Source organism: Paraburkholderia kirstenboschensis, from assembly GCF_032806925.1.
Classification (GTDB): Bacteria; Pseudomonadota; Gammaproteobacteria; order Burkholderiales; family Burkholderiaceae; genus Paraburkholderia; species Paraburkholderia kirstenboschensis.
The window spans coordinates 4,028,054-4,045,741 of record NZ_CP136513.1 but is presented as its reverse complement, the minus strand read 5'-3'; the positions used below and the strand labels follow the sequence as shown (position 1 = coordinate 4,045,741).

The following is a 17,688-nucleotide window of genomic DNA, read 5'->3' as shown; positions in this document are numbered from 1 at the left end:
CCGCATACGGCTCAAATCTACAAACAAAGCCCGGGGTTAGTCCCGGGCCGGCTTAGTTACTGCAATTTTACCTCGTGCACTTGCCGGTGGCAGTCCGGGTGAAGCAAAACCCTGTTCGAAAGAGCATCCGATCCACCATGCATCCGATACTCCAGATGATGGTCATGCCAACCGGTTTCCTTCGTCAGAGCGCATCCACAGTGCGCACACAACCCGCTCTGTGACATGTACAACGAGACCCATTGTCGCCGGTGTCGCATCGAATGTTCCATGCGTGCCTCGCGCAACTGCTCGCCGTATTGCTCCCACTCTGGGTCAAATGGGTTGAACGCCCCTTTAACCTTTTTGTGTCGCCTGATTTCAGTACCGCTGATCTGGTACAGCTCAAGTAACCCCTTTCCTGCTTCACGAACCACTGGAACAGCAAACACCCAGTGTCGGCTGCCCTCTGAGTGAAAGTACTTCTTTCTCACCCAGTCGGCACTCTTGCTCGGATACCGCCTCTTAGACCACCGCCAGAGCCTCCGGAAAATCAAAGACTCCATGCGGCTGTACGCCTCTTTGGCTACTACAGGACTGTGATACCGCGCCCAGCCTCGTAGCATCGGGTTCAGCAGCCGGATCAGACTCGCCTGCTTCACCGTCTTGTTACCGCTGATCGTTTCCGCCACCTTGCGATAGAACGCTTGCGCGTTCTTTTTGCTCGGCTTGATGAGTAGCGTTCCCGAGTACCTCCGGAAATTCCACCTAAGGAAATCAAAGCCTGTGTCAATGTGCGTGATCCGTGTTTTCTCCTCGGAGAGTTGCAGTCCTCTACCGGCAAGGAATGCTTCCACCCAAGGCCAAACTTCTTGCTCCAGCACCTCTTGCGAGTCGCCAGTAATCACGAAGTCATCCGCGTACCGCACCACATTTACTTTCAGCTTCTTGGCCTTTGCGATTCCGAATTTCGCACCGTGGTGCGCAATCAGTTCACGCTCCAGCCCGTTCAACGTCACGTTCGCCAACGTCGGGGAGATGATCCCTCCCTGCGGCGTACCAGCCTCAGTCGCCTGTAGCTGGCCTTTATAAATCAGGCCAGCCTTCAACCATTTCCGGAGGATCTCCTTGTCCATCGGGACATGGTTTTCCAGCCATTCATGGTTGATATGGTCAAAGCAGCCTTTGATGTCCGCCTCCAATACCCATCGGGCTGAACCCTTTTGGGACATGGCAACGAAAATCTGCGACATGGCGTCAGCCGTCGAGCGGTTTAACCTGAACCCATACGAGTTCGGGTCGCTCGTCGATTCCGACACCGGCTCCAAGGCCAGCAGATACAAGGCCTGCATCGCCCTGTCCCGCATGGTTGGAATGCCCAGAGGGCGTTCTTTCCCATTGGCCTTGGGGATAAAGACTCTCCGTAATGGCAGAGGCTTATATCCGCGCCGCTTCAACCTGCCGATGGCTTCCCATCGGCTCTCAGGCGAATCCCACAGTTCACGATCGACTCCCGCCGTTCGCGCACCCTGGTTCTGCGTAACACGTCGTACCGCATACAGCTTCGCGGACAACGTGCGGGTCAGCATTCTTTGCAGGGCTTTCACCCTGCGCCAGTCACTTTCCCGCGTCGCCTTCGCAATTCGTATCTGCATCCCTCTCACGTTCCGTTCAACCCGTCGCCAATCTACGGCGTACCAGTTGTCCGGCGCGTGGGAAAGCGCAGATCCATCCTCTCGGATAGACACTCTCATGCTGCTCTCCTACTCGAAGAAGTGAATCCCGAGCGGAGAACAGATCACCCCTTGCGGGAGCGATCTGCTCCCGCAAGGGGGTAAACAACAAACACTGACGACTAAGAAGCCGCCAGCAGTCACCAGTTCCAGCTAAAGGTCCGTCAGCCGTCTTGCGACGGTAGACCAGACGGAAGTCTGCCCGCTTTCGCGTGAGGTAATGTTTCAACCTCTATCCGGACCATTACAGCCCGGCCTTCGCTTTTTCCGTCGTCCTCTACCTGCACAATCAACAGCGTTCCTCACGGTCCGCCTGCCAGCCTCACTGCGCCGGCAACCATACAGGCTTACCACGTTCCCGGCATGTCACACGACCGACTTAGGTTCTGCCTATTCCCCGGCGGTCCGAAGACGACGTAGCCCGAATTTACAGCGAGCTATCCGACCGCACACCTTTTGGTTGATGCCTATCAGCAGCTTTGGCACCGTCCTACTTACGAGGTTTATCAGCAGTTCACTTGCGTTAACCGTATCAGCCAGCCTAGCCCCTCAACCCCATCGCTGCTGGGAGTCTCCAGATGGTCGTTTCACAACCACCATCCGCCCGAACTTCCGGGGGGTACATTGTTGGAAGAGCTTCACACCTCACCATTGCCAGTGACGCATGTCTTCCTAGGCTACTGCTGGTCGTACAGCAGGTTCACTACCCTCGCCAATGCAGCCAGCGAGGCCGAACAATGACACGCCGAGCTTTCGCTCGTATCGTTTAGCGACTCCGTTGCCCGAGGGCGCGGGAATTGCACACATCACCCCGCCCTGTCGGCGGAGATGAAGCCGCTGACTGGGCGGGACCTGACGGTAATCAGGTCAATGCAATACGGTTGACGGCAGACTGCACCGTGTCCCGTGTTCACTACTAAGGTGTGCCCCGAAGGACACATCTACTTCTTAAAGTGCGGCTCACAAGGGAACCGCCTGCGGAGGGCATGGTGAGTCCAGTCGAGACCTTCCTCAATAACCCTCTAGTCGATGCCCCGTAAGGTGGGGCTGACGGACACGAGCGTGCGTGTCGCACGTAAAACCGTAGGATAGCAAAAGCCGCCCGGGGTTCAGCACCCTCGGGCGGCTTTTTGCATTACCGACGCATGCGGCGGTGCGCCGCGCCGGTATGAGACGATAAAACGGACTTCTTAGTTCTTCGACTGGTCGACCAGCTTGTTCTTCGCAATCCACGGCATCATTGCGCGCAGCTTCGAGCCGACCTGCTCGATCTGATGCTCGGCCGTCAGACGGCGGCGCGATTGCAGCGTCGGTGCGCCGGCCTTGTTCTCGATGATGAAGCTCTTCGCGTACTCGCCCGTCTGAATGTCGGTCAGCACGGCCTTCATCGCCTTCTTCGTTTCAGCCGTCACGATGCGCGGACCCGTCACGTACTCGCCGTATTCGGCGTTGTTCGAGATCGAGTAGTTCATGTTCGCGATGCCGCCTTCGTAGATCAGATCCACGATCAGCTTCAGTTCGTGCAGGCATTCGAAATACGCCATTTCCGGCGCGTAGCCCGCTTCAACCAGCGTTTCGAAACCAGCCTTGATCAGGTCGACGGTACCGCCGCACAGCACGGCCTGTTCGCCGAACAGATCGGTCTCCGTTTCTTCGCGGAAGTTCGTTTCGATGATGCCCGCACGGCCGCCGCCGTTCGCTGCCGCGTACGACAGAGCGATGTCACGTGCCGCGCCCGACTTGTCTTGCGCAACGGCGATCAGGTGGGGCACGCCGCCACCTTGCGTGTAGGTGCCGCGAACCGTGTGGCCCGGCGCCTTCGGCGCGATCATGATCACGTCCAGATCGGCACGCGGGATCACCTGACCGTAGTGAACGTTGAAGCCGTGCGCGAACGCGAGCGCCGCGCCTTGCTTGGCGTTGCCGTGCACTTCCTTGGCGTAGACTTCGGCGATCTGCTCGTCCGGCAGCAGCATCATGACGACGTCCGCGCCCTTCACGGCTTCCGCCACTTCCTTGACTTGCAGGCCGGCGTTTTCAGCCTTGCTCCACGATGCGCCGCCCTTGCGCAGACCGACCGTGATGTTCACGCCGCTTTCCTTCAGGTTCAGCGCGTGCGCATGGCCTTGCGAGCCATAGCCGATGATGGTGACCTGCTTGCCCTTGATGAGGGAGAGATCGGCGTCCTTGTCGTAGAAAACTTTCATGTCGGTTCCTTGGCTAGATTCGGATGATTCAGAGAGATTCAGATACTGCGAATGTTGTGTTGCAAGGCCGGATAGTAATGAACGCCACCCGGCCGGATCGAAGCGGTGCGGGTTACACCTTCAGAATGCGCTCGCCGCGCCCAATGCCCGAACTGCCCGTGCGGACCGTTTCGAGAATCGCTGTGGCGTCGAGCCCTTCGATGAAGGCGTCGAGCTTGTCGGCTGCGCCCGTCAGTTCGATCGTGTAGGTCTTTTCGGTGACGTCGATGATGCGGCCGCGGAAAATATCCGACATCCGCTTCATCTCCTCACGTTCCTTGCCGACCGCCCTCACCTTGATCAGCATCAGCTCGCGCTCGATATGGGCGCCCTCGGTAAGGTCGACCACTTTCACCACCTCGATCAGGCGGTTCAGATGCTTCGTGATCTGTTCGATCACGTCGTCCGAGCCAATGGAGACGATGGTCATGCGCGACAGCGAACGGTCTTCGGTCGGAGCCACCGTCAAGGTTTCGATGTTGTAGCCGCGTGCCGAGAAGAGACCCACCACGCGTGACAACGCGCCCGGTTCGTTTTCCAGCAGGACGGAAATAATGTGTCTCATGATTCGCTTCTTCCAGATGTTTTGTCGATGTCTGCGAACGGTTCGCGCCGCTTCGTCCGCCCTCGCCTTTCATGAAGGCGGCATGACGAAGCCGGCACTGCGTTTAACTCAACGCGCCGTCGTTATAGATCTTCCGAACCCATGAGCATCTCGGTGATGCCTTTGCCGGCCTGTACCATCGGCCAGACGTTTTCGGTGGGATCGGTCTGGAAGTCGAGAAACACCGTGCGATCTTTCAGGCGCAGCGCTTCCTTGAGCGCCGGCTCGACGTCGGCCGTGCGTTCGATACGCATGCCGACGTGGCCGTATGCCTCGGCGAGCTTCACGAAATCGGGCAACGCATCCATGTAGGAATGCGAATAGCGCTTGCTGTATTCGATCTGCTGCCACTGGCGCACCATGCCCAGATAGCGGTTGTTCAGCGAAATGATCTTCACAGGGGTCTCGTACTGCTTGCAGGTAGAGAGCTCCTGGATGCACATCTGGATCGAGCCTTCGCCCGTGATGCACAGCACGTCGTCGTCCGGGTGAGCCATCTTCACGCCCATCGCTGCTGGCAGGCCGAAGCCCATCGTGCCGAGGCCGCCCGAGTTGATCCAGCGGCGCGGCTTGTTGAAGCGATAGAACTGCGCAGCCCACATCTGGTGCTGACCGACGTCGGAACAGACGAACGCATTGCCGTCGGTCAACTCCCACGCCTTTTCCACCACGTACTGCGGCTTGATGATGTCGCTCTTGCGGTCGAACTTCAGACAGTCTTTCGCGCGCCAGGCTTCGATGTCCTTCCACCAGTCGGCGAGCGCCGCGGTGTCAGGGCCATGCTCGGCCGTTTGCAACTGTTCGATCAGTTCCTTCAGCACTTCCTTCACGTCGCCGACGATCGGAATGTCGACCTTGACGCGCTTGGAAATGGAAGATGGATCGATGTCGATATGAATGATTTTGCGCGGACGCGACGCGAAGTGCGCCGGGTCGCCGATCACGCGGTCGTCGAAGCGGGCGCCAATTGCGATCAGCACGTCGCAGTGCTGCATTGCCATGTTGGCTTCGTACGTGCCGTGCATGCCGAGCATGCCGAGGAATTTCTTGTCGCTCGCGCGGTAGCCGCCCAGACCCATCAACGTGTTCGTGATGGGATAGCCGAGCAGATCGGCGAACTGGTTCAGCTCACGCGATGCATCGGCCAGGATGATGCCGCCGCCGGTGTAGATGTACGGGCGCTTCGCCGAGAGCAGCAGCGAAACCGCCTTGCGGATCTGACCGGAATGGCCCTTCGTGACCGGGTTGTACGAGCGCAGCGACACAGTCTTGATCGGCTCGTACTGGCAAGGGGCCTTCGACACGTCTTTCGGAATGTCGATCAACACCGGGCCGGGGCGACCGGTACGGGCAATGTAAAACGCTTTCTTGACGGTGGCGGCGAGGTCGCGCACGTCTTTCACGAGGAAGTTGTGCTTCACGCAGGGACGCGTGATGCCGACCGTATCGCACTCCTGGAACGCATCCTGGCCAATCGCGGCAGTCGGCACCTGGCCGCTGATCACGACCATCGGGATCGAATCCATGTAGGCGGTGGCGATGCCGGTCACCGCATTGGTGACGCCGGGGCCGGAAGTCACGAGGCACACGCCGACCTTGCCGGTGGAACGCGAATAGGCGTCGGCGGCGTGAACCGCGGCCTGCTCGTGACGCACGAGAATGTGCTGAAACTTGTCCTGCTTGTACAGCTCGTCGTAAATGTAGAGTACCGAGCCGCCGGGATAGCCCCAAACAAATTCGACGTCTTCGTCGGCCAGTGCCTTCATGAGCACGGTGGCGCCGATAGAGTCAGCTTCGTGTTGTGGAGTCGTATCCGACGTGGAGAATTCCGCGCTGGGCATATTCATTCAATTCACCTTTCGAATTTTCGGCAAAAAATTGATCGGGTGCTCTCTGCCGGGCTTGTGGCTCGGGTTCAAGCGGCGCGTCCAGTTGACAGGTGAGCTTCTTGGGCCACACCTCAATGAGACAAGTCACTTATGTTGCGAACCAGCGACGATAGCGGCAGACGCCCGCGCGGTCAAGCAAATATTGCCCGAACGCCCGTCCCTGAGGCGCTCTTCTGACCGGCTCGCATCGTCATGACGATGCCAGGCGGCCCAGGTTTCGCCCCTGCTTTCGCAAAAGTTTGTTAGCATCCGCGAGTTTTACGACATTTTTCGACCGATTACGCGCACGCTCGCTGCGCCGACCCCCAAACGGATGGCATCAGACAAGGAACTCGCCGATTTTCTGGCGGGCGTCGAAAGGCGCGCATTCAAGCAGACGGTCTACGCCGTGCGGGACGACGACGCCTCGCTGGACATCGTGCAGGACGCGATGATCAAGCTCGCCGAGAAATACGGCGACCGTCCCGCGGCCGAGCTTCCGCTGCTGTTTCAGCGTATTCTGCAGAATGCGATGCACGACCATTTCCGTCGTGCGAAAGTACGCAATACGTGGGTCAGTCTCTTCTCGTCGCTAGGCAATGCCGACGACGACGAATTCGATCCGCTGGAAACGTTCGAGGCCCAGCAGGGCTCGGCAGGCGCCGAGAGCAATGAGCAGAAGCTCGAACGCGAACAGGTCTTGCAGATGATCGACGACGAGATCCAAAAGTTACCGGCACGTCAACGGGAGGCGTTTCTCATGCGTTATTGGGAAGATATGGATGTCGCCGAGACTGCCGCCGCAATGGGCTGCTCCGAAGGCAGTGTGAAGACGCACTGTTCGCGGGCCACTCACACGCTGGCGCAAGCGCTCAAGGCCAAAGGAATCACGCTATGAGCTCCCTTGAAACAAAAGAACTCGAGTTCGCGCGCCAGGTGCGCCGCGCGCTCGACGAAAACGCCGCCAGCATTCCGCCCGCCACCGTCGATCGACTCGCTGCGGCGCGCCGTGCCGCGCTTGCCCGCAAGAAGCCTGAAACCGCGAGCGCGCCGGTGTTCGTGCCTGCTCTCGCCGGAGTTGGCATGCCCGCCGGTCTGTCGCATGGCGAACTGCCACAACGCCGTCGTTCGCCGCTGCGCCGCTTCGCGCTCGCGTGGCCGCTCGCCGCGCTCGTCGTGAGCCTCGTGGGCATTGCCTACTGGGAAGACCAGCAGCGCACGGCTGAACTCGCCGATATCGATGCCGCCATGTTAAGCGACGACCTGCCGCTCAATGCCTATCTCGACCACGGCTTCAACGCGTATCTTTCGCGCGCCCACTGAGCGGGAGATAGTTCGGGTGAGCTACAAGCGCGGCCTTGCCGTTGTTTTCGGATGTGCGATTGCGGCTCTCGTGTCGTTTGCCGCGACGTATCCGCGCTTCTACCCGAGCCCTTCGCCCGCCGGCGCGCCCGCCGCGACCGGCAACGGCGCGGCGCGCCCGCCCGCGCCCGCACTCGGCGTCGAATTGCCCAGCCTGCCTGGTAGCAAAAGCCCGCTGGCGTGGTCGCGGCTGAGTTCCGCGGACCACATGGCGCTCGCACCATTCGAGGCGCAATGGGATTCGTTCAGCGACGAACGCAAGCGCAAATGGCTGAAGATCGCATCGCGTTACTCGAAGTTGTCGCCTGAAGCGCAAAAACGCTTGCATGACCGGATGACCGAATGGGTGCGCATGACGCCTGATCAGCGCCGCGTCGCGCGTGAAAACTACCAGGTTTCCAAGCAGTTGCCCCGGGAAGCGCGTCAGAACGCGTGGAAGGCCTATCAGGAGTTGCCGGAAGAACTGAAGCAGCGGCTCGCCGCGAGCGAGCACAAGCGGCGTCCGAGCGTGGTCAGCGCGCCGCCGTCCGGCCGCAGCGAGATCAAGGGGCTCGACCGGCTCGTCAATGCACGCGAGCGTGCCGCGAGCGGCACGTCGTCGGCGAGCGCAGCGGCGGCCGTGTCTTTGCCGAGCCCGGCGTCGCTGCCGGGCATCCCGGCAGCTGGCAGCTTCGTGCCGGCCACGCCGCTGCCGGTCTCCCCGGCGGAAGCGCCGTCGATTTTCAACGGTTCGTGAGCCGCTCTTGCCCGTGTCAGAACCGCGCGTGACTTCCAGCTCCAGTTCGAGCTCCAACGCGAGTCCGTCCCGGGCCGAGCCGTCCGTTTCGACGGGCACCCCGCCTACCGTTCGCCGCCGCCTCGCCGCGCTGCTTTACGAAGCGCTGCTGCTGTTCGGCGTCGTATTCGTCGCCGGTTATCTGTTCAGCACGCTCACCCAGCAGCGCAACGGACTCACGCACCACAATCTGCTGGCGGCGTGGATCGGCCTCGTCGTCGGTCTGTATTTCGTGTGGTTCTGGACCCACAGCGGCCAGACCCTCCCGATGAAAACCTGGCGTCTGCGCGTGGTCGCGGCCAATGGCGCGCCGCTCTCCGCCTGGCGGGCGATTGCACGCTACGTGCTTGCGTGGCTGTGGTTTCTGCCGCCGCTCGCGTTGCATCCGCTCCTCGGCCTGCGCTTGCCGCAAACCCTTGCGATCGCCGGTATCTGGTTCGTGCTGTGGGCGGCCAGCGGCCGTTTCGGCGCAAGCCGCCAGTTTCTGCATGACCGTCTTGCGGGTACGCGCGTAATCGACGTAGCGCGCTGAGCGCTGCCCGCGTCTGGCCAATCCCGCGCACTCTCCCCGCCCGCAGTAATAAGAACTTCTCATGACTGTCACGGCACAGTCACGCGCCGTAGGCCCAATACAGGCACCGCAACTCGACGCGTGAGCCATGGACTCCAAAACGTCCGCGACTTCCCTGTTCCGCCAGACTGGCCCGAGCGTCGACCCCGTCGCGTTCCGCCCCGAACCCACCCTTAGCCACGGCTTGCCGCTCCCCGTCGCGCCGCTGCCGCTCGACACACACGCGGCCCAGCACGACGACGAGCACGCGGAGCCGCATCGTTACCGCACGATCTGGCTGTCGGACATCCACCTCGGATCGAGCGGCTGCCAGGCGCCTTATCTGCTCGACTTCCTGCGCTACAACGAGTCGGAGTATCTGTACCTCGTCGGCGACATAATCGACGGCTGGCAGTTGAAGAAAGGCTGGTACTGGCCGCAGGCCCACAACGACGTCGTGCAGAAAGTGCTGCGCAAGGCGCGCAAAGGCACGCAGGTGGTCTATGTGCCCGGCAATCACGACGAAGCGGCGCGCCAGTTCTGCGACCTCGCGTTCGGCGACATCCACGTGCGCGGCGAGGCGTTTCACACCACGCTCGCCGGCAAGCGTCTGTGGATCGTGCACGGCGATCTGTTCGACGGTGTGATCCAGCACGCGAAATGGCTCGCCTACCTCGGCGACACCCTCTACACGATGATCCTGATCCTGAACCGCTGGTTCAACCGGATCCGCAGCCGGCTCGGCTTCCCGTACTGGTCGCTTTCCCAATACCTGAAGCATCAGGTAAAGAACGCGGTGAACTTCATCTCGTCGTTCGAACGCGTGATGACCGACGAAGCGCGCCGCCGCGGCTGCGACGGCGTGGTCTGCGGGCACATCCACAAGGCCGAGATACGCGATATAGACGGCGTGCTGTACTGCAATGACGGCGACTGGGTCGAAAGCCTGTCGGCGCTCGTCGAGACGTACGAAGGCGAACTCAAGGTGATCTACTGGACCGTGATGCGCGCCCCGGAAGCGGGCGTGCAAAAGGCCCGGGCGACGGCGTAATCCCTCTTAACCCTCCTGGCTCGAATCGAGGAACCAATCGATGAAGATCATGATCGTCACCGACGCATGGGAACCGCAGGTCAACGGCGTCGTGCGCACGCTGAAGAACACCACGCGCGAGTTGACCGAGCTCGGTCACCGCGTCGACCTGCTGACGCCGCTCGAATTCCGGACGATTCCCTGCCCGACGTATCCCGAGATCCGTCTGTCGCTGCTGCCGCGCCGCAAGCTGCGCCAGCGTATCGACGAATTCGCGCCCGATGCGCTCCACATCGCGACCGAAGGCCCGCTCGGCATGGCAGCACGCGCTTACGCGATCCAGCACAAGCTGCCGTTCACGACCGCCTATCACACGCGTTTTCCCAAATATGTGCAGGCGCGTTTCGGCATTCCGCTCGCCGCGACGTACAGGTTCCTGCACTGGTTCCATAAGCCGTCGCTTGCCGTGATGGCGCCGACGCCGGTCGTCAAAAGCGACCTCGAAAAATTCGGCTTTACGAATGTCGTGCTGTGGACGCGCGGCGTCGATCTCGACATTTTTCACCCGATGGATTCGAAGGTGCTCAACACCGCCCGGCCGATCTTTCTGTATGTGGGGCGCGTGGCCGTCGAGAAAAACGTCGAAGCATTTCTGAAGCTCGATTTGCCCGGCTCGAAATGGGTTGCTGGCGAAGGGCCCGCGCTGGCCGAGCTGAAGTCGCGCTATCCGACAGCCAATTATCTCGGCGTGCTCACACAGGCCGAGCTCGCCAAGGTCTACGCTGCAGCAGACGTGTTCGTCTTTCCGAGCCGCACCGACACGTTCGGGCTCGTGCTGCTCGAAGCGCTCGCCTGCGGCACGCCGGTCGCCGCCTATCCGGTCACCGGCCCGATCGACGTGCTCGGCGACGGCGGCGCCGGCGCGATGAACGAGGACCTGCGCGACGCGTGTCTGGAAGCGCTCAAGATCGACCGTGCGCACGCCCGCGCGTGGGCCGAGCGCTTTTCGTGGGCGGCGGCCTCCGAGCAGTTCGCCGCGCATCTGAAGCCGTTGCCGCGTGCGTCGTATCAAGAGGAAAGCGCAGCCGCGTGACGCGGCGCGCCTGGTTGCCATGCGAAGCAGATACTCTCCAGCGAGCCGCGCGTCCTCGAACGGCGCGCTGCGCGCCGTTCACGCCCACGACGACCGCAGCGACCACCCCGACCATCCCGACCACCAGGACCATTACAACGACCACGACACCGCGAGCGTCGAGCCGTTCGACGACGTCAGCGAATCCACAGTGTCGGATCAAGTCGGAGCGCATCGCCGGAACAGCCACAGCGGCGAACGCGCCCACAACGGCACACCCGCGAGGAGCGACACCCAGCACGAACCGCTCGGTCCCGACGATCCGCTCGCGCCTCTACCCTTCAATCCGTACAAGGGCAACCGCGGCCTCACCCGCGCCTGGCACGCGATGAAAAACTCGCTCGCCGGCTTTCGCGTCGCTATCCGCGAGGAGAGCGCGTTTCGCCAGGAGCTGACACTTGCCGCGATTCTGCTTCCGTGCGGCGTGCTGGTCCCGGTCGAACCGGTATCGCGCGTGTTGCTGCTCGGCTCCGTGCTGCTGGTGTTGATCGTCGAATTGCTGAATTCGAGCGTTGAAGCGGCCATCGACCGTATTTCGCTGGAGCGGCACGAACTGTCGCGCCGCGCGAAAGACCTCGGCAGCGCGGCGGTGATGGTTGCGCTCGGCATGTGCCTGATGACGTGGGTGCTGATCGTAGGCCCGCTCGTCGTGCACTGGGTCAAAGCGTGGCTTTGAGGACAACGCAACGAAACTCGGCGGCGAGGTTGAGCGCTGCAAACGCAGCGTTCGGATCGCCTGCGTCCACCACAGAAATGAAAACCCTGAGTATCCGCTTGATATTAGAACGCTCGGTTTATAATCGTCCGGCAGTCTCAAAATAGCAACCGCGTCCGGGTGGAACACGCAGCAGCGGCACGCCGCCGCGCCCAACCCGGCGTAACCAGGGCCGGACGACATGGAAGCCAAACCTCCCCGCCGCACGCGCGAACGGATACTCGAACTGTCGTTGAAGCTGTTCAACGAAATCGGCGAGCCGAACGTCACGACGACGACTATCGCCGAGGAAATGGAGATCAGTCCAGGCAACCTGTACTACCACTTCCGCAACAAAGACGACATCATCAACAGCATCTTCAGCCAGTTCGAGCAGGAGATCGAAAAGCGTCTGCGTTTTCCAGACGACCATCGCGCGACCATCGACGAAATGTGGTCGTATCTGCAATACATGGTCGATTTCACATGGCGCTACCGTTTCCTGTATCGCGATCTGAACGATCTGCTTGCACGCAACCGCACACTCGAAACACACTTCAAGCAGATCATCAGTCACAAGGTGCGCTTTGCAAGCCAGTTCTGCGATCAACTCGTGGCTGACGGCGAAATGGTCGCCACGCCGGACGAACTGCAAGTGATCGCGACCAACATCGGCGTGATCGCAACGTATTGGCTGTCGTACCAGTTCGTGATGAACCCGCGCAAATACAACGAGCAGGAAGCGATTCGCGCGGAACTGCACCAGGTGAGCGTGCAGATCGTGTCGTTGATGGCGCCTTATCTGCGCGGCCGCTCGCGGCAGATTTTCGACGACCTGGTGTCGGGCAAGCTGCCCAAGCGCGAGTTTTACGACTATCTGCCGCCGAAAGAAGGCGCCGCGCCTCGCAACGAATAGGACGTTTTTCCATGAAGTCGGTGTGTGTGTATTGCGGCTCCTCGAATGGGGCGAAACCGTTGTATGCGGAAGCGGCGCGCGCGTTCGGCCGCACGCTCGTAGAAGCCGGTCTCGCGCTGGTGTACGGCGGCGGCAAGGTCGGCCTGATGGGCGTGATCGCCGACACCGTCATGGCCGAAGGCGGCCGCGCGATCGGCGTGATTCCCGAGTTGCTCGTCAACAAGGAAGTCGGCCATAACGGGCTGACCGAACTGCACGTGGTGCCCGACATGCATCATCGCAAGAAGATGATGGCCGATCTGTCCGATGCGTTTGTTGCGATGCCGGGCGGCGCGGGCACGCTGGAGGAGCTCTTCGAGGTCTACACGTGGGCGCAGCTCGGCTATCACCAGAAACCGGTGGCACTGCTCAATATCGACGGCTTTTACGATCCGTTGATCAAGCTCTTGCAGCACACTGTCGAAGAAGGCTTCATGCGCGAAACGTATCTCGACATCCTGCAGATCGACGCCGATCCCGGCGCATTGATCGGCAAGCTGCAACGCTATCAACCGCCCGCCGCCGACAAGTGGGCGATCAACCGCGACGCCGTCTGATCGCGTCAGCGATTGAAAGACCGCCGCGTTTGCCTGGCGCCCACTCTACCTGCAAGTTGAGGTTGCGATGACGCAAACCGTTCTGATCACCGGCGGCAGCCGCGGCATAGGCCGCGCGACTGCGCGCTTGCTGGGCGCGCGCGGCTGGTCGGTCGGCGTGAATTACACGCAGAATCTCGCGGCCGCGCGGGAGACCGTCGCCGAAGTCGAGCGGGCCGGCGGACGCGCATTGCCGGTTGCCGGCGACGTCGCAAACGAAGCCGACGTGATTGCGATGTTCGACAGGATCGAGCAGACCTTTGGCCGGCTCGATGCGCTCGTCAACAACGCGGGCATCGTTGCACCGTCGATGCAACTCGCCGACATGGACCTTGCGCGCCTCACGCGTATCTTCAACGTCAATGTGCTGGGCGCGTATCTGTGCGCGCGCGAAGCCGCGCGGCGCATGTCGACGGATCGCGGCGGCGCGGGCGGCGTGATCGTCAATGTGTCATCGGCGGCGGCGCGGTTGGGTTCGCCGAACGAATACGTCGACTATGCAGGCGCGAAAGGCGCGGTCGACACCATGACCCTCGGGCTCGCGAAGGAACTCGGCCCACGAGGCGTGCGCGTGAACGCAGTGCGGCCGGGTCTCATCGACACTGAAATCCACGCGAGCGGCGGCAAGCCCGAACGCGCCGCGCAACTGGGCGCGACGACACCGCTGGGCCGTCCCGGCCGCGCCGACGAAGTTGCCGAAACCATCGTCTGGCTGTTGAGCGACGCCGCGTCGTATGTGACCGGCGCGCTCATCGACGTCGCGGGCGGCCGCTAGGCGCCGCTCTTCTTCACTGTCGATTCGCGCGGCGCCCGATCTCGCGCCGCGTCTTCTCCACATCCCCCGCTGGCCCCGCCGATCAAGATCGGCATTGCCCCGACACGTTCAATTGCCGCGTTCGTGCGCCCGCCGCGCCTGTAATCGATCGTAATAATTAGGGACTACAATCGCGGCCGATCGCGCGCCATTGCCCGCGACGCCAGCAAGAACACGGTACACGCGCCTGAGTTGCCGCTTACCGCGACAAGAGATCGTCTCATGCAAGAAAAGCCAATCGCACCATCGCCGGCCGCCAGCTCGCAAGCTGCCGATCGCGCGCCCCACCGCGAGCGTTGGCGTGCGCTCACCAGGGTGCGTCCGCTGCTTTGGCTCGTCGCGATGGCGATCGTCTGCGCGTGGCTTTTGCCGGGCACCTTGGGTCACGATCCCTGGAAACAGGACGAGACCTATACGTTCGGCATCATCCAGCACATGCTCGATACCGGCGATCTCGTGGTGCCGACCAATGCGGGCCAGCCGTTCGTCGAAAAACCGCCTGTCTACGACTGGGTGGCCGCCGGCCTCGCATGGATGTTCGGCCGCTATCTGCCCCTGCATGACGCGGCACGCCTCGCGAGCGCGCTGTTCGCAGGGTTGACCGTGTACTACACGGCCCGCGTCGCGCGCCGCGCAGTGGATGCATCCAACTGGCTCGACTTGCGCGTGGTCAGCACCGTGGCGTTATTCGGCGGCACCCTCGTCGTCGTCAAACACGTGCACGACATGATGACCGACGTCGCGCTGATGTCCGGTGCGTCTATCGGCTTTTGCGGGCTGTTCGAACTCGTGCTCGCGCATCTTCGTTATGACGGACAACGAAACAACGTGTCTGCCGACGCCGTCCCGCAGCGCCGCGATGCGCTTCTAAGCGGCGCCGCGACGTTCGGCGTGGGCGTCGGCGTGTCGTTTCTCGCGAAGGGCCTGTTCGTGCCGCTGGTGTTCGGCGCGACCGTCTGCGCAGTGCTCGCGCTTTACCCGGCCTGCCGCAGCCGCAGCTTCGCCGGCGCGCTCGGCGTGGCCGCGCTGGTGTGCGCGCCGTTTGCACTGATCTGGCCGGTCTGCTTCTATCTGCGCTCTGAAGCGCTCTTCAAGGTCTGGCTGTGGGATAACAACGTCGGCCGGTTTTTTGGTTTTTCCGTGGCCGAACTCGGCTCGGAGAGTGAGAACCGGCTATTCGTGCTGCGCACCGTGCTGACCGTCGGTTTTCCCGTCGTGCCGCTGGCAGTGGCCGCACTGGCGGGCGGCGCATGGCGGCGCTGGCGCGACCCGAGCGTGGCCTTGCCCGCGGTTTTCGCGGGCACTGGTTTTGCCGTGCTGCAAAGCTCCGCGACGATCCGCGAGCTGTACATTCTGCCGTTCATCGCTCCGCTGGCGTTGCTCGCACTGCAAGGCGCCGAGCGGCTGCCGCAGCGTCTGCATACGGTGTGGGACATGACGAGCCGCGTGTTGTTCGGCAGCACGGCGGCGCTCGCCTGGATTGTCTGGTCCATCGTGAGCGGCCCGGCGAACACGCACGCATCGCTGCACCGGCTCGGCCGATGGTTGCCGCTCGACTTCGTATTGCCCGTCCGCCCCGGGCTGATCGCCGCCGCGCTATTGATGACTATCGGCTGGCTGTGGCTGCTGCCCGCCTTCAAGTACACGGGGAAATGGCGCGGCCTGCTGAGCTGGTGCGCAGGCGCTATCGTCGCCTGGGGGTTGGTGAGCACGCTGCTGCTGCCCTGGCTCGATTACGCGAAGAGCTACCGCTCGGTGTTCGAAAACCTCGGCGCGGCGTTGAGCTTGCAATGGAATGACGGCGATTGCATGGCGAGCGTCGGGTTGGGCGAATCCGAAGCGCCGATGCTCGAGTATTACACCGGCATCGAGCATCGGCCGACCACCGATACCGGCACAACCGAGTGTACGTGGCTGATCGTCGGGAGCCGGCGGGACAATCCGCGCACTCCGGCTGGCGACTGGCGGCTCTTCTGGTCGGGCGCGCGTCCGGGCGATACCGACGAGTTGTTGCGCGTCTTCGTGCGCACGCCGACTGCAACGCCGACTGCGGCTGCGGGGGCTCCATAAGGCGAGGGCCGCGCGTTGAGTGAGCGGCGCCCCGCGCATTAAGTGAGCGGCGCCGGCGCCTTAGGGGCAATGCGCCCGTTCAAAACGGTCGCAACGTTCGCACGTTAGCCGCAACGCGGTGCATCAGGCGGCTAGAACGAACGTCAAACACCGCCTGCCGGCTTTCTCGCGCGCGATTGGAACGACGAGCCAGGCTCGCGCAAAAAGGCAATTTCATCGGCTGTGGATTCGCGCCCCAGCACCGCGTTACGATGCGGAAAGCGTCCAAAGCGCTCGATGATTTTTGCGTGCCTCACCGCGAACGGGTAGTAAGACGCACCGCCCGGCTCGGCGGCAAGGGCTTTGAAAAGACGCAGCGACTCATGCTGGCTCGCAAGCGATTCGTCGTGTTCGAACGGCAGATAAGCGAACGCGCGATGATGCACGCCCGGCAACCGGCGATCCGCTCCGCTCGCAACCATCTGCTGCGCAATAGCCAGCGCTTTCCGATCGGCCGCGAATGCCCTCGCCGTGTCGCGGTGGCAGTTGCGCGAAAACTGATCCAGCACGATGACGAGGGCGAGTGCCCCTAGCGGCGTTGCGGCCCAACTGTCGAGCCGCGACTCGCGGGCCGCGTCGATCAGCGTTCCGAAACGTTCGCGCAACATCGCATCGAATGAATCGTCGGCGGTGAACCAGAGCTTGCGCGGCTCGCCGAAGCCCGGCGAGTCCGGCGCACCGAACCAGCAGTCGAGCACGGCGCGCTCCTGCGGATCGAGCGCGGCGTAGTCAGCCGACGCGCCACCGGCCACCTCGCCTGCAAGCGCAACGGTGAGCGCATGCGGCGCAGGGGACGGCGCCGCGCCACCGACGTCAGCGTCAGCCATTGCGGTTGCGCATCCAGTCGGCCGTTTCGAAAAACGAGCCGAGCAGACGTTCTCTGAGCGGCTCGGCAAGCCCTATGTCTTCCATCGCCCAAGCCATGCAGCGAAGCCACTGGTCCCGTTCGCCCGACGCGATCGCGAACGGCAAATGCCGCGCACGCAGGCGCGGATGCCCGAACCGGCTGATGTAATGGTCGGGCCCGCCCAGCCATCCGCAGAGGCACCAGAACAGCTTGTCGCGCGAGCCGTCCATCGACTCGGGATGCAACGCGCGAATGCCGGCGAACTCCGCTTCGAGATCCATCAGGTCGTAAAAACGGTCGACGAGTTCGCGTACACGCGCCTCTCCGCCGACCAGTTCGAAGGCCGTCGGCTGCGCCGCCGACACTTCGTCATCAAGCTCACTCATAACAACTC

At 62.3% G+C, this 17,688-nt stretch carries 16 protein-coding genes and 1 pseudogene; 11 read left to right on the top strand and 6 right to left on the bottom strand.

Annotated features, from left to right (window positions below):
- Positions 1-36: 36 nt before the first annotated feature.
- The 4 genes and pseudogenes from ltrA to RW095_RS40795 form a co-directional block, all read right to left on the bottom strand.
- Positions 37-1,733, bottom strand: a pseudogene (ltrA, locus tag RW095_RS40810) (group II intron reverse transcriptase/maturase).
- Positions 1,734-2,902: 1,169 nt separating this feature from the next.
- Positions 2,903-3,919, bottom strand: a complete 1,017-nt coding sequence (gene ilvC / locus RW095_RS40805; protein ID WP_020069571.1) for a ketol-acid reductoisomerase — start codon at positions 3,917-3,919, stop codon at positions 2,903-2,905.
- Positions 3,920-4,031: 112 nt separating this feature from the next.
- On the bottom strand, positions 4,032-4,523 hold the full coding sequence (ilvN, locus tag RW095_RS40800) for an acetolactate synthase small subunit (RefSeq protein ID WP_020069570.1): 492 nt from the start codon (positions 4,521-4,523) through the stop codon (positions 4,032-4,034).
- 122 nt (positions 4,524-4,645) lie between these two features.
- Entirely contained in the window at positions 4,646-6,409 is a 1,764-nt protein-coding gene (locus RW095_RS40795; protein WP_027776651.1) for an acetolactate synthase 3 catalytic subunit, read from the bottom strand.
- Between the two features lie 355 nt (positions 6,410-6,764).
- Here RW095_RS40795 and RW095_RS40790 point away from each other — a divergent pair, with 355 nt between their 5' ends.
- The 11 genes from RW095_RS40790 (at position 6,765) to RW095_RS40740 (ending at position 16,408) form a co-directional block, all read left to right on the top strand.
- The gene (locus RW095_RS40790) at positions 6,765-7,328 is read left to right on the top strand and encodes an RNA polymerase sigma factor (protein ID WP_027801291.1); all 564 of its coding nucleotides are present in this window, start codon (positions 6,765-6,767) and stop codon (positions 7,326-7,328) included.
- Positions 7,325-7,753 (top strand): DUF3619 family protein, encoded by a 429-nt coding sequence (locus RW095_RS40785; protein WP_317021207.1) that lies wholly within the window; start codon positions 7,325-7,327, stop codon positions 7,751-7,753. The genes RW095_RS40790 and RW095_RS40785 overlap by 4 nt, the downstream gene beginning before the upstream one ends.
- Positions 7,754-7,769: 16 nt before the next feature.
- A complete protein-coding gene (locus tag RW095_RS40780) occupies positions 7,770-8,528 on the top strand; it encodes a DUF3106 domain-containing protein (protein WP_317021206.1) in 759 nt (252 codons plus the stop codon).
- Positions 8,529-8,556: 28 nt separating this feature from the next.
- A complete protein-coding gene (locus RW095_RS40775; protein ID WP_317021205.1) occupies positions 8,557-9,099 on the top strand; it encodes an RDD family protein in 543 nt (180 codons plus the stop codon).
- A 127-nt stretch (positions 9,100-9,226) separates the two neighbouring features.
- Positions 9,227-10,168 carry a UDP-2,3-diacylglucosamine diphosphatase gene (locus RW095_RS40770; protein WP_317021204.1) on the top strand — a complete coding sequence of 314 codons (942 nt, stop codon included), beginning with the start codon at positions 9,227-9,229 and terminating at the stop codon, positions 10,166-10,168.
- Between the two features lie 40 nt (positions 10,169-10,208).
- A complete protein-coding gene (locus RW095_RS40765) occupies positions 10,209-11,240 on the top strand; it encodes a glycosyltransferase family 4 protein (RefSeq protein ID WP_317021203.1) in 1,032 nt (343 codons plus the stop codon).
- A 19-nt stretch (positions 11,241-11,259) separates the two neighbouring features.
- A complete protein-coding gene (locus RW095_RS40760; RefSeq protein ID WP_317021202.1) occupies positions 11,260-11,955 on the top strand; it encodes a diacylglycerol kinase in 696 nt (231 codons plus the stop codon).
- Between the two features lie 220 nt (positions 11,956-12,175).
- The gene (locus RW095_RS40755; protein ID WP_020069561.1) at positions 12,176-12,889 is read left to right on the top strand and encodes a TetR/AcrR family transcriptional regulator; all 714 of its coding nucleotides are present in this window, start codon (positions 12,176-12,178) and stop codon (positions 12,887-12,889) included.
- Between the two features lie 11 nt (positions 12,890-12,900).
- A complete protein-coding gene (locus RW095_RS40750; RefSeq protein ID WP_317021201.1) occupies positions 12,901-13,485 on the top strand; it encodes an LOG family protein in 585 nt (194 codons plus the stop codon).
- A gap of 67 nt (positions 13,486-13,552) precedes the next feature.
- The gene (locus RW095_RS40745; RefSeq protein WP_317021200.1) at positions 13,553-14,299 is read left to right on the top strand and encodes an SDR family oxidoreductase; all 747 of its coding nucleotides are present in this window, start codon (positions 13,553-13,555) and stop codon (positions 14,297-14,299) included.
- 261 nt (positions 14,300-14,560) lie between these two features.
- Positions 14,561-16,408 carry an ArnT family glycosyltransferase gene (locus RW095_RS40740; RefSeq protein WP_317021199.1) on the top strand — a complete coding sequence of 616 codons (1,848 nt, stop codon included), beginning with the start codon at positions 14,561-14,563 and terminating at the stop codon, positions 16,406-16,408.
- Positions 16,409-16,551: 143 nt separating this feature from the next.
- Here RW095_RS40740 and RW095_RS40735 read toward each other — a convergent pair whose 3' ends face one another.
- On the bottom strand, positions 16,552-17,274 hold the full coding sequence (locus RW095_RS40735; RefSeq protein WP_317021198.1) for a DUF924 family protein: 723 nt from the start codon (positions 17,272-17,274) through the stop codon (positions 16,552-16,554).
- Positions 17,267-17,680 (bottom strand): group II truncated hemoglobin, encoded by a 414-nt coding sequence (locus RW095_RS40730; protein ID WP_317021197.1) that lies wholly within the window; start codon positions 17,678-17,680, stop codon positions 17,267-17,269. Before RW095_RS40730 ends, RW095_RS40735 begins: the two co-directional genes overlap by 8 nt.
- Positions 17,681-17,688: the final 8 nt, after the last annotated feature.

Coding starts and splice junctions, on each gene's coding strand:
- RW095_RS40760 (WP_317021202.1), top strand. CDS start 11,260: ATGCGAAGCAGATACTCTCCAGCGAGCCGCGCGTCCTCGAACGGCGCG.
- RW095_RS40785 (WP_317021207.1), top strand. CDS start 7,325: ATGAGCTCCCTTGAAACAAAAGAACTCGAGTTCGCGCGCCAGGTGCGC.
- RW095_RS40745 (WP_317021200.1), top strand. CDS start 13,553: ATGACGCAAACCGTTCTGATCACCGGCGGCAGCCGCGGCATAGGCCGC.
- RW095_RS40735 (WP_317021198.1), bottom strand. CDS start 17,274: ATGGCTGACGCTGACGTCGGTGGCGCGGCGCCGTCCCCTGCGCCGCAT.
- RW095_RS40795 (WP_027776651.1), bottom strand. CDS start 6,409: ATGAATATGCCCAGCGCGGAATTCTCCACGTCGGATACGACTCCACAA.
- RW095_RS40755 (WP_020069561.1), top strand. CDS start 12,176: ATGGAAGCCAAACCTCCCCGCCGCACGCGCGAACGGATACTCGAACTG.
- RW095_RS40765 (WP_317021203.1), top strand. CDS start 10,209: ATGAAGATCATGATCGTCACCGACGCATGGGAACCGCAGGTCAACGGC.
- RW095_RS40770 (WP_317021204.1), top strand. CDS start 9,227: ATGGACTCCAAAACGTCCGCGACTTCCCTGTTCCGCCAGACTGGCCCG.
- RW095_RS40790 (WP_027801291.1), top strand. CDS start 6,765: ATGGCATCAGACAAGGAACTCGCCGATTTTCTGGCGGGCGTCGAAAGG.
- ilvC (WP_020069571.1), bottom strand. CDS start 3,919: ATGAAAGTTTTCTACGACAAGGACGCCGATCTCTCCCTCATCAAGGGC.
- RW095_RS40740 (WP_317021199.1), top strand. CDS start 14,561: ATGCAAGAAAAGCCAATCGCACCATCGCCGGCCGCCAGCTCGCAAGCT.
- RW095_RS40730 (WP_317021197.1), bottom strand. CDS start 17,680: ATGAGTGAGCTTGATGACGAAGTGTCGGCGGCGCAGCCGACGGCCTTC.
- ilvN (WP_020069570.1), bottom strand. CDS start 4,523: ATGAGACACATTATTTCCGTCCTGCTGGAAAACGAACCGGGCGCGTTG.
- RW095_RS40750 (WP_317021201.1), top strand. CDS start 12,901: ATGAAGTCGGTGTGTGTGTATTGCGGCTCCTCGAATGGGGCGAAACCG.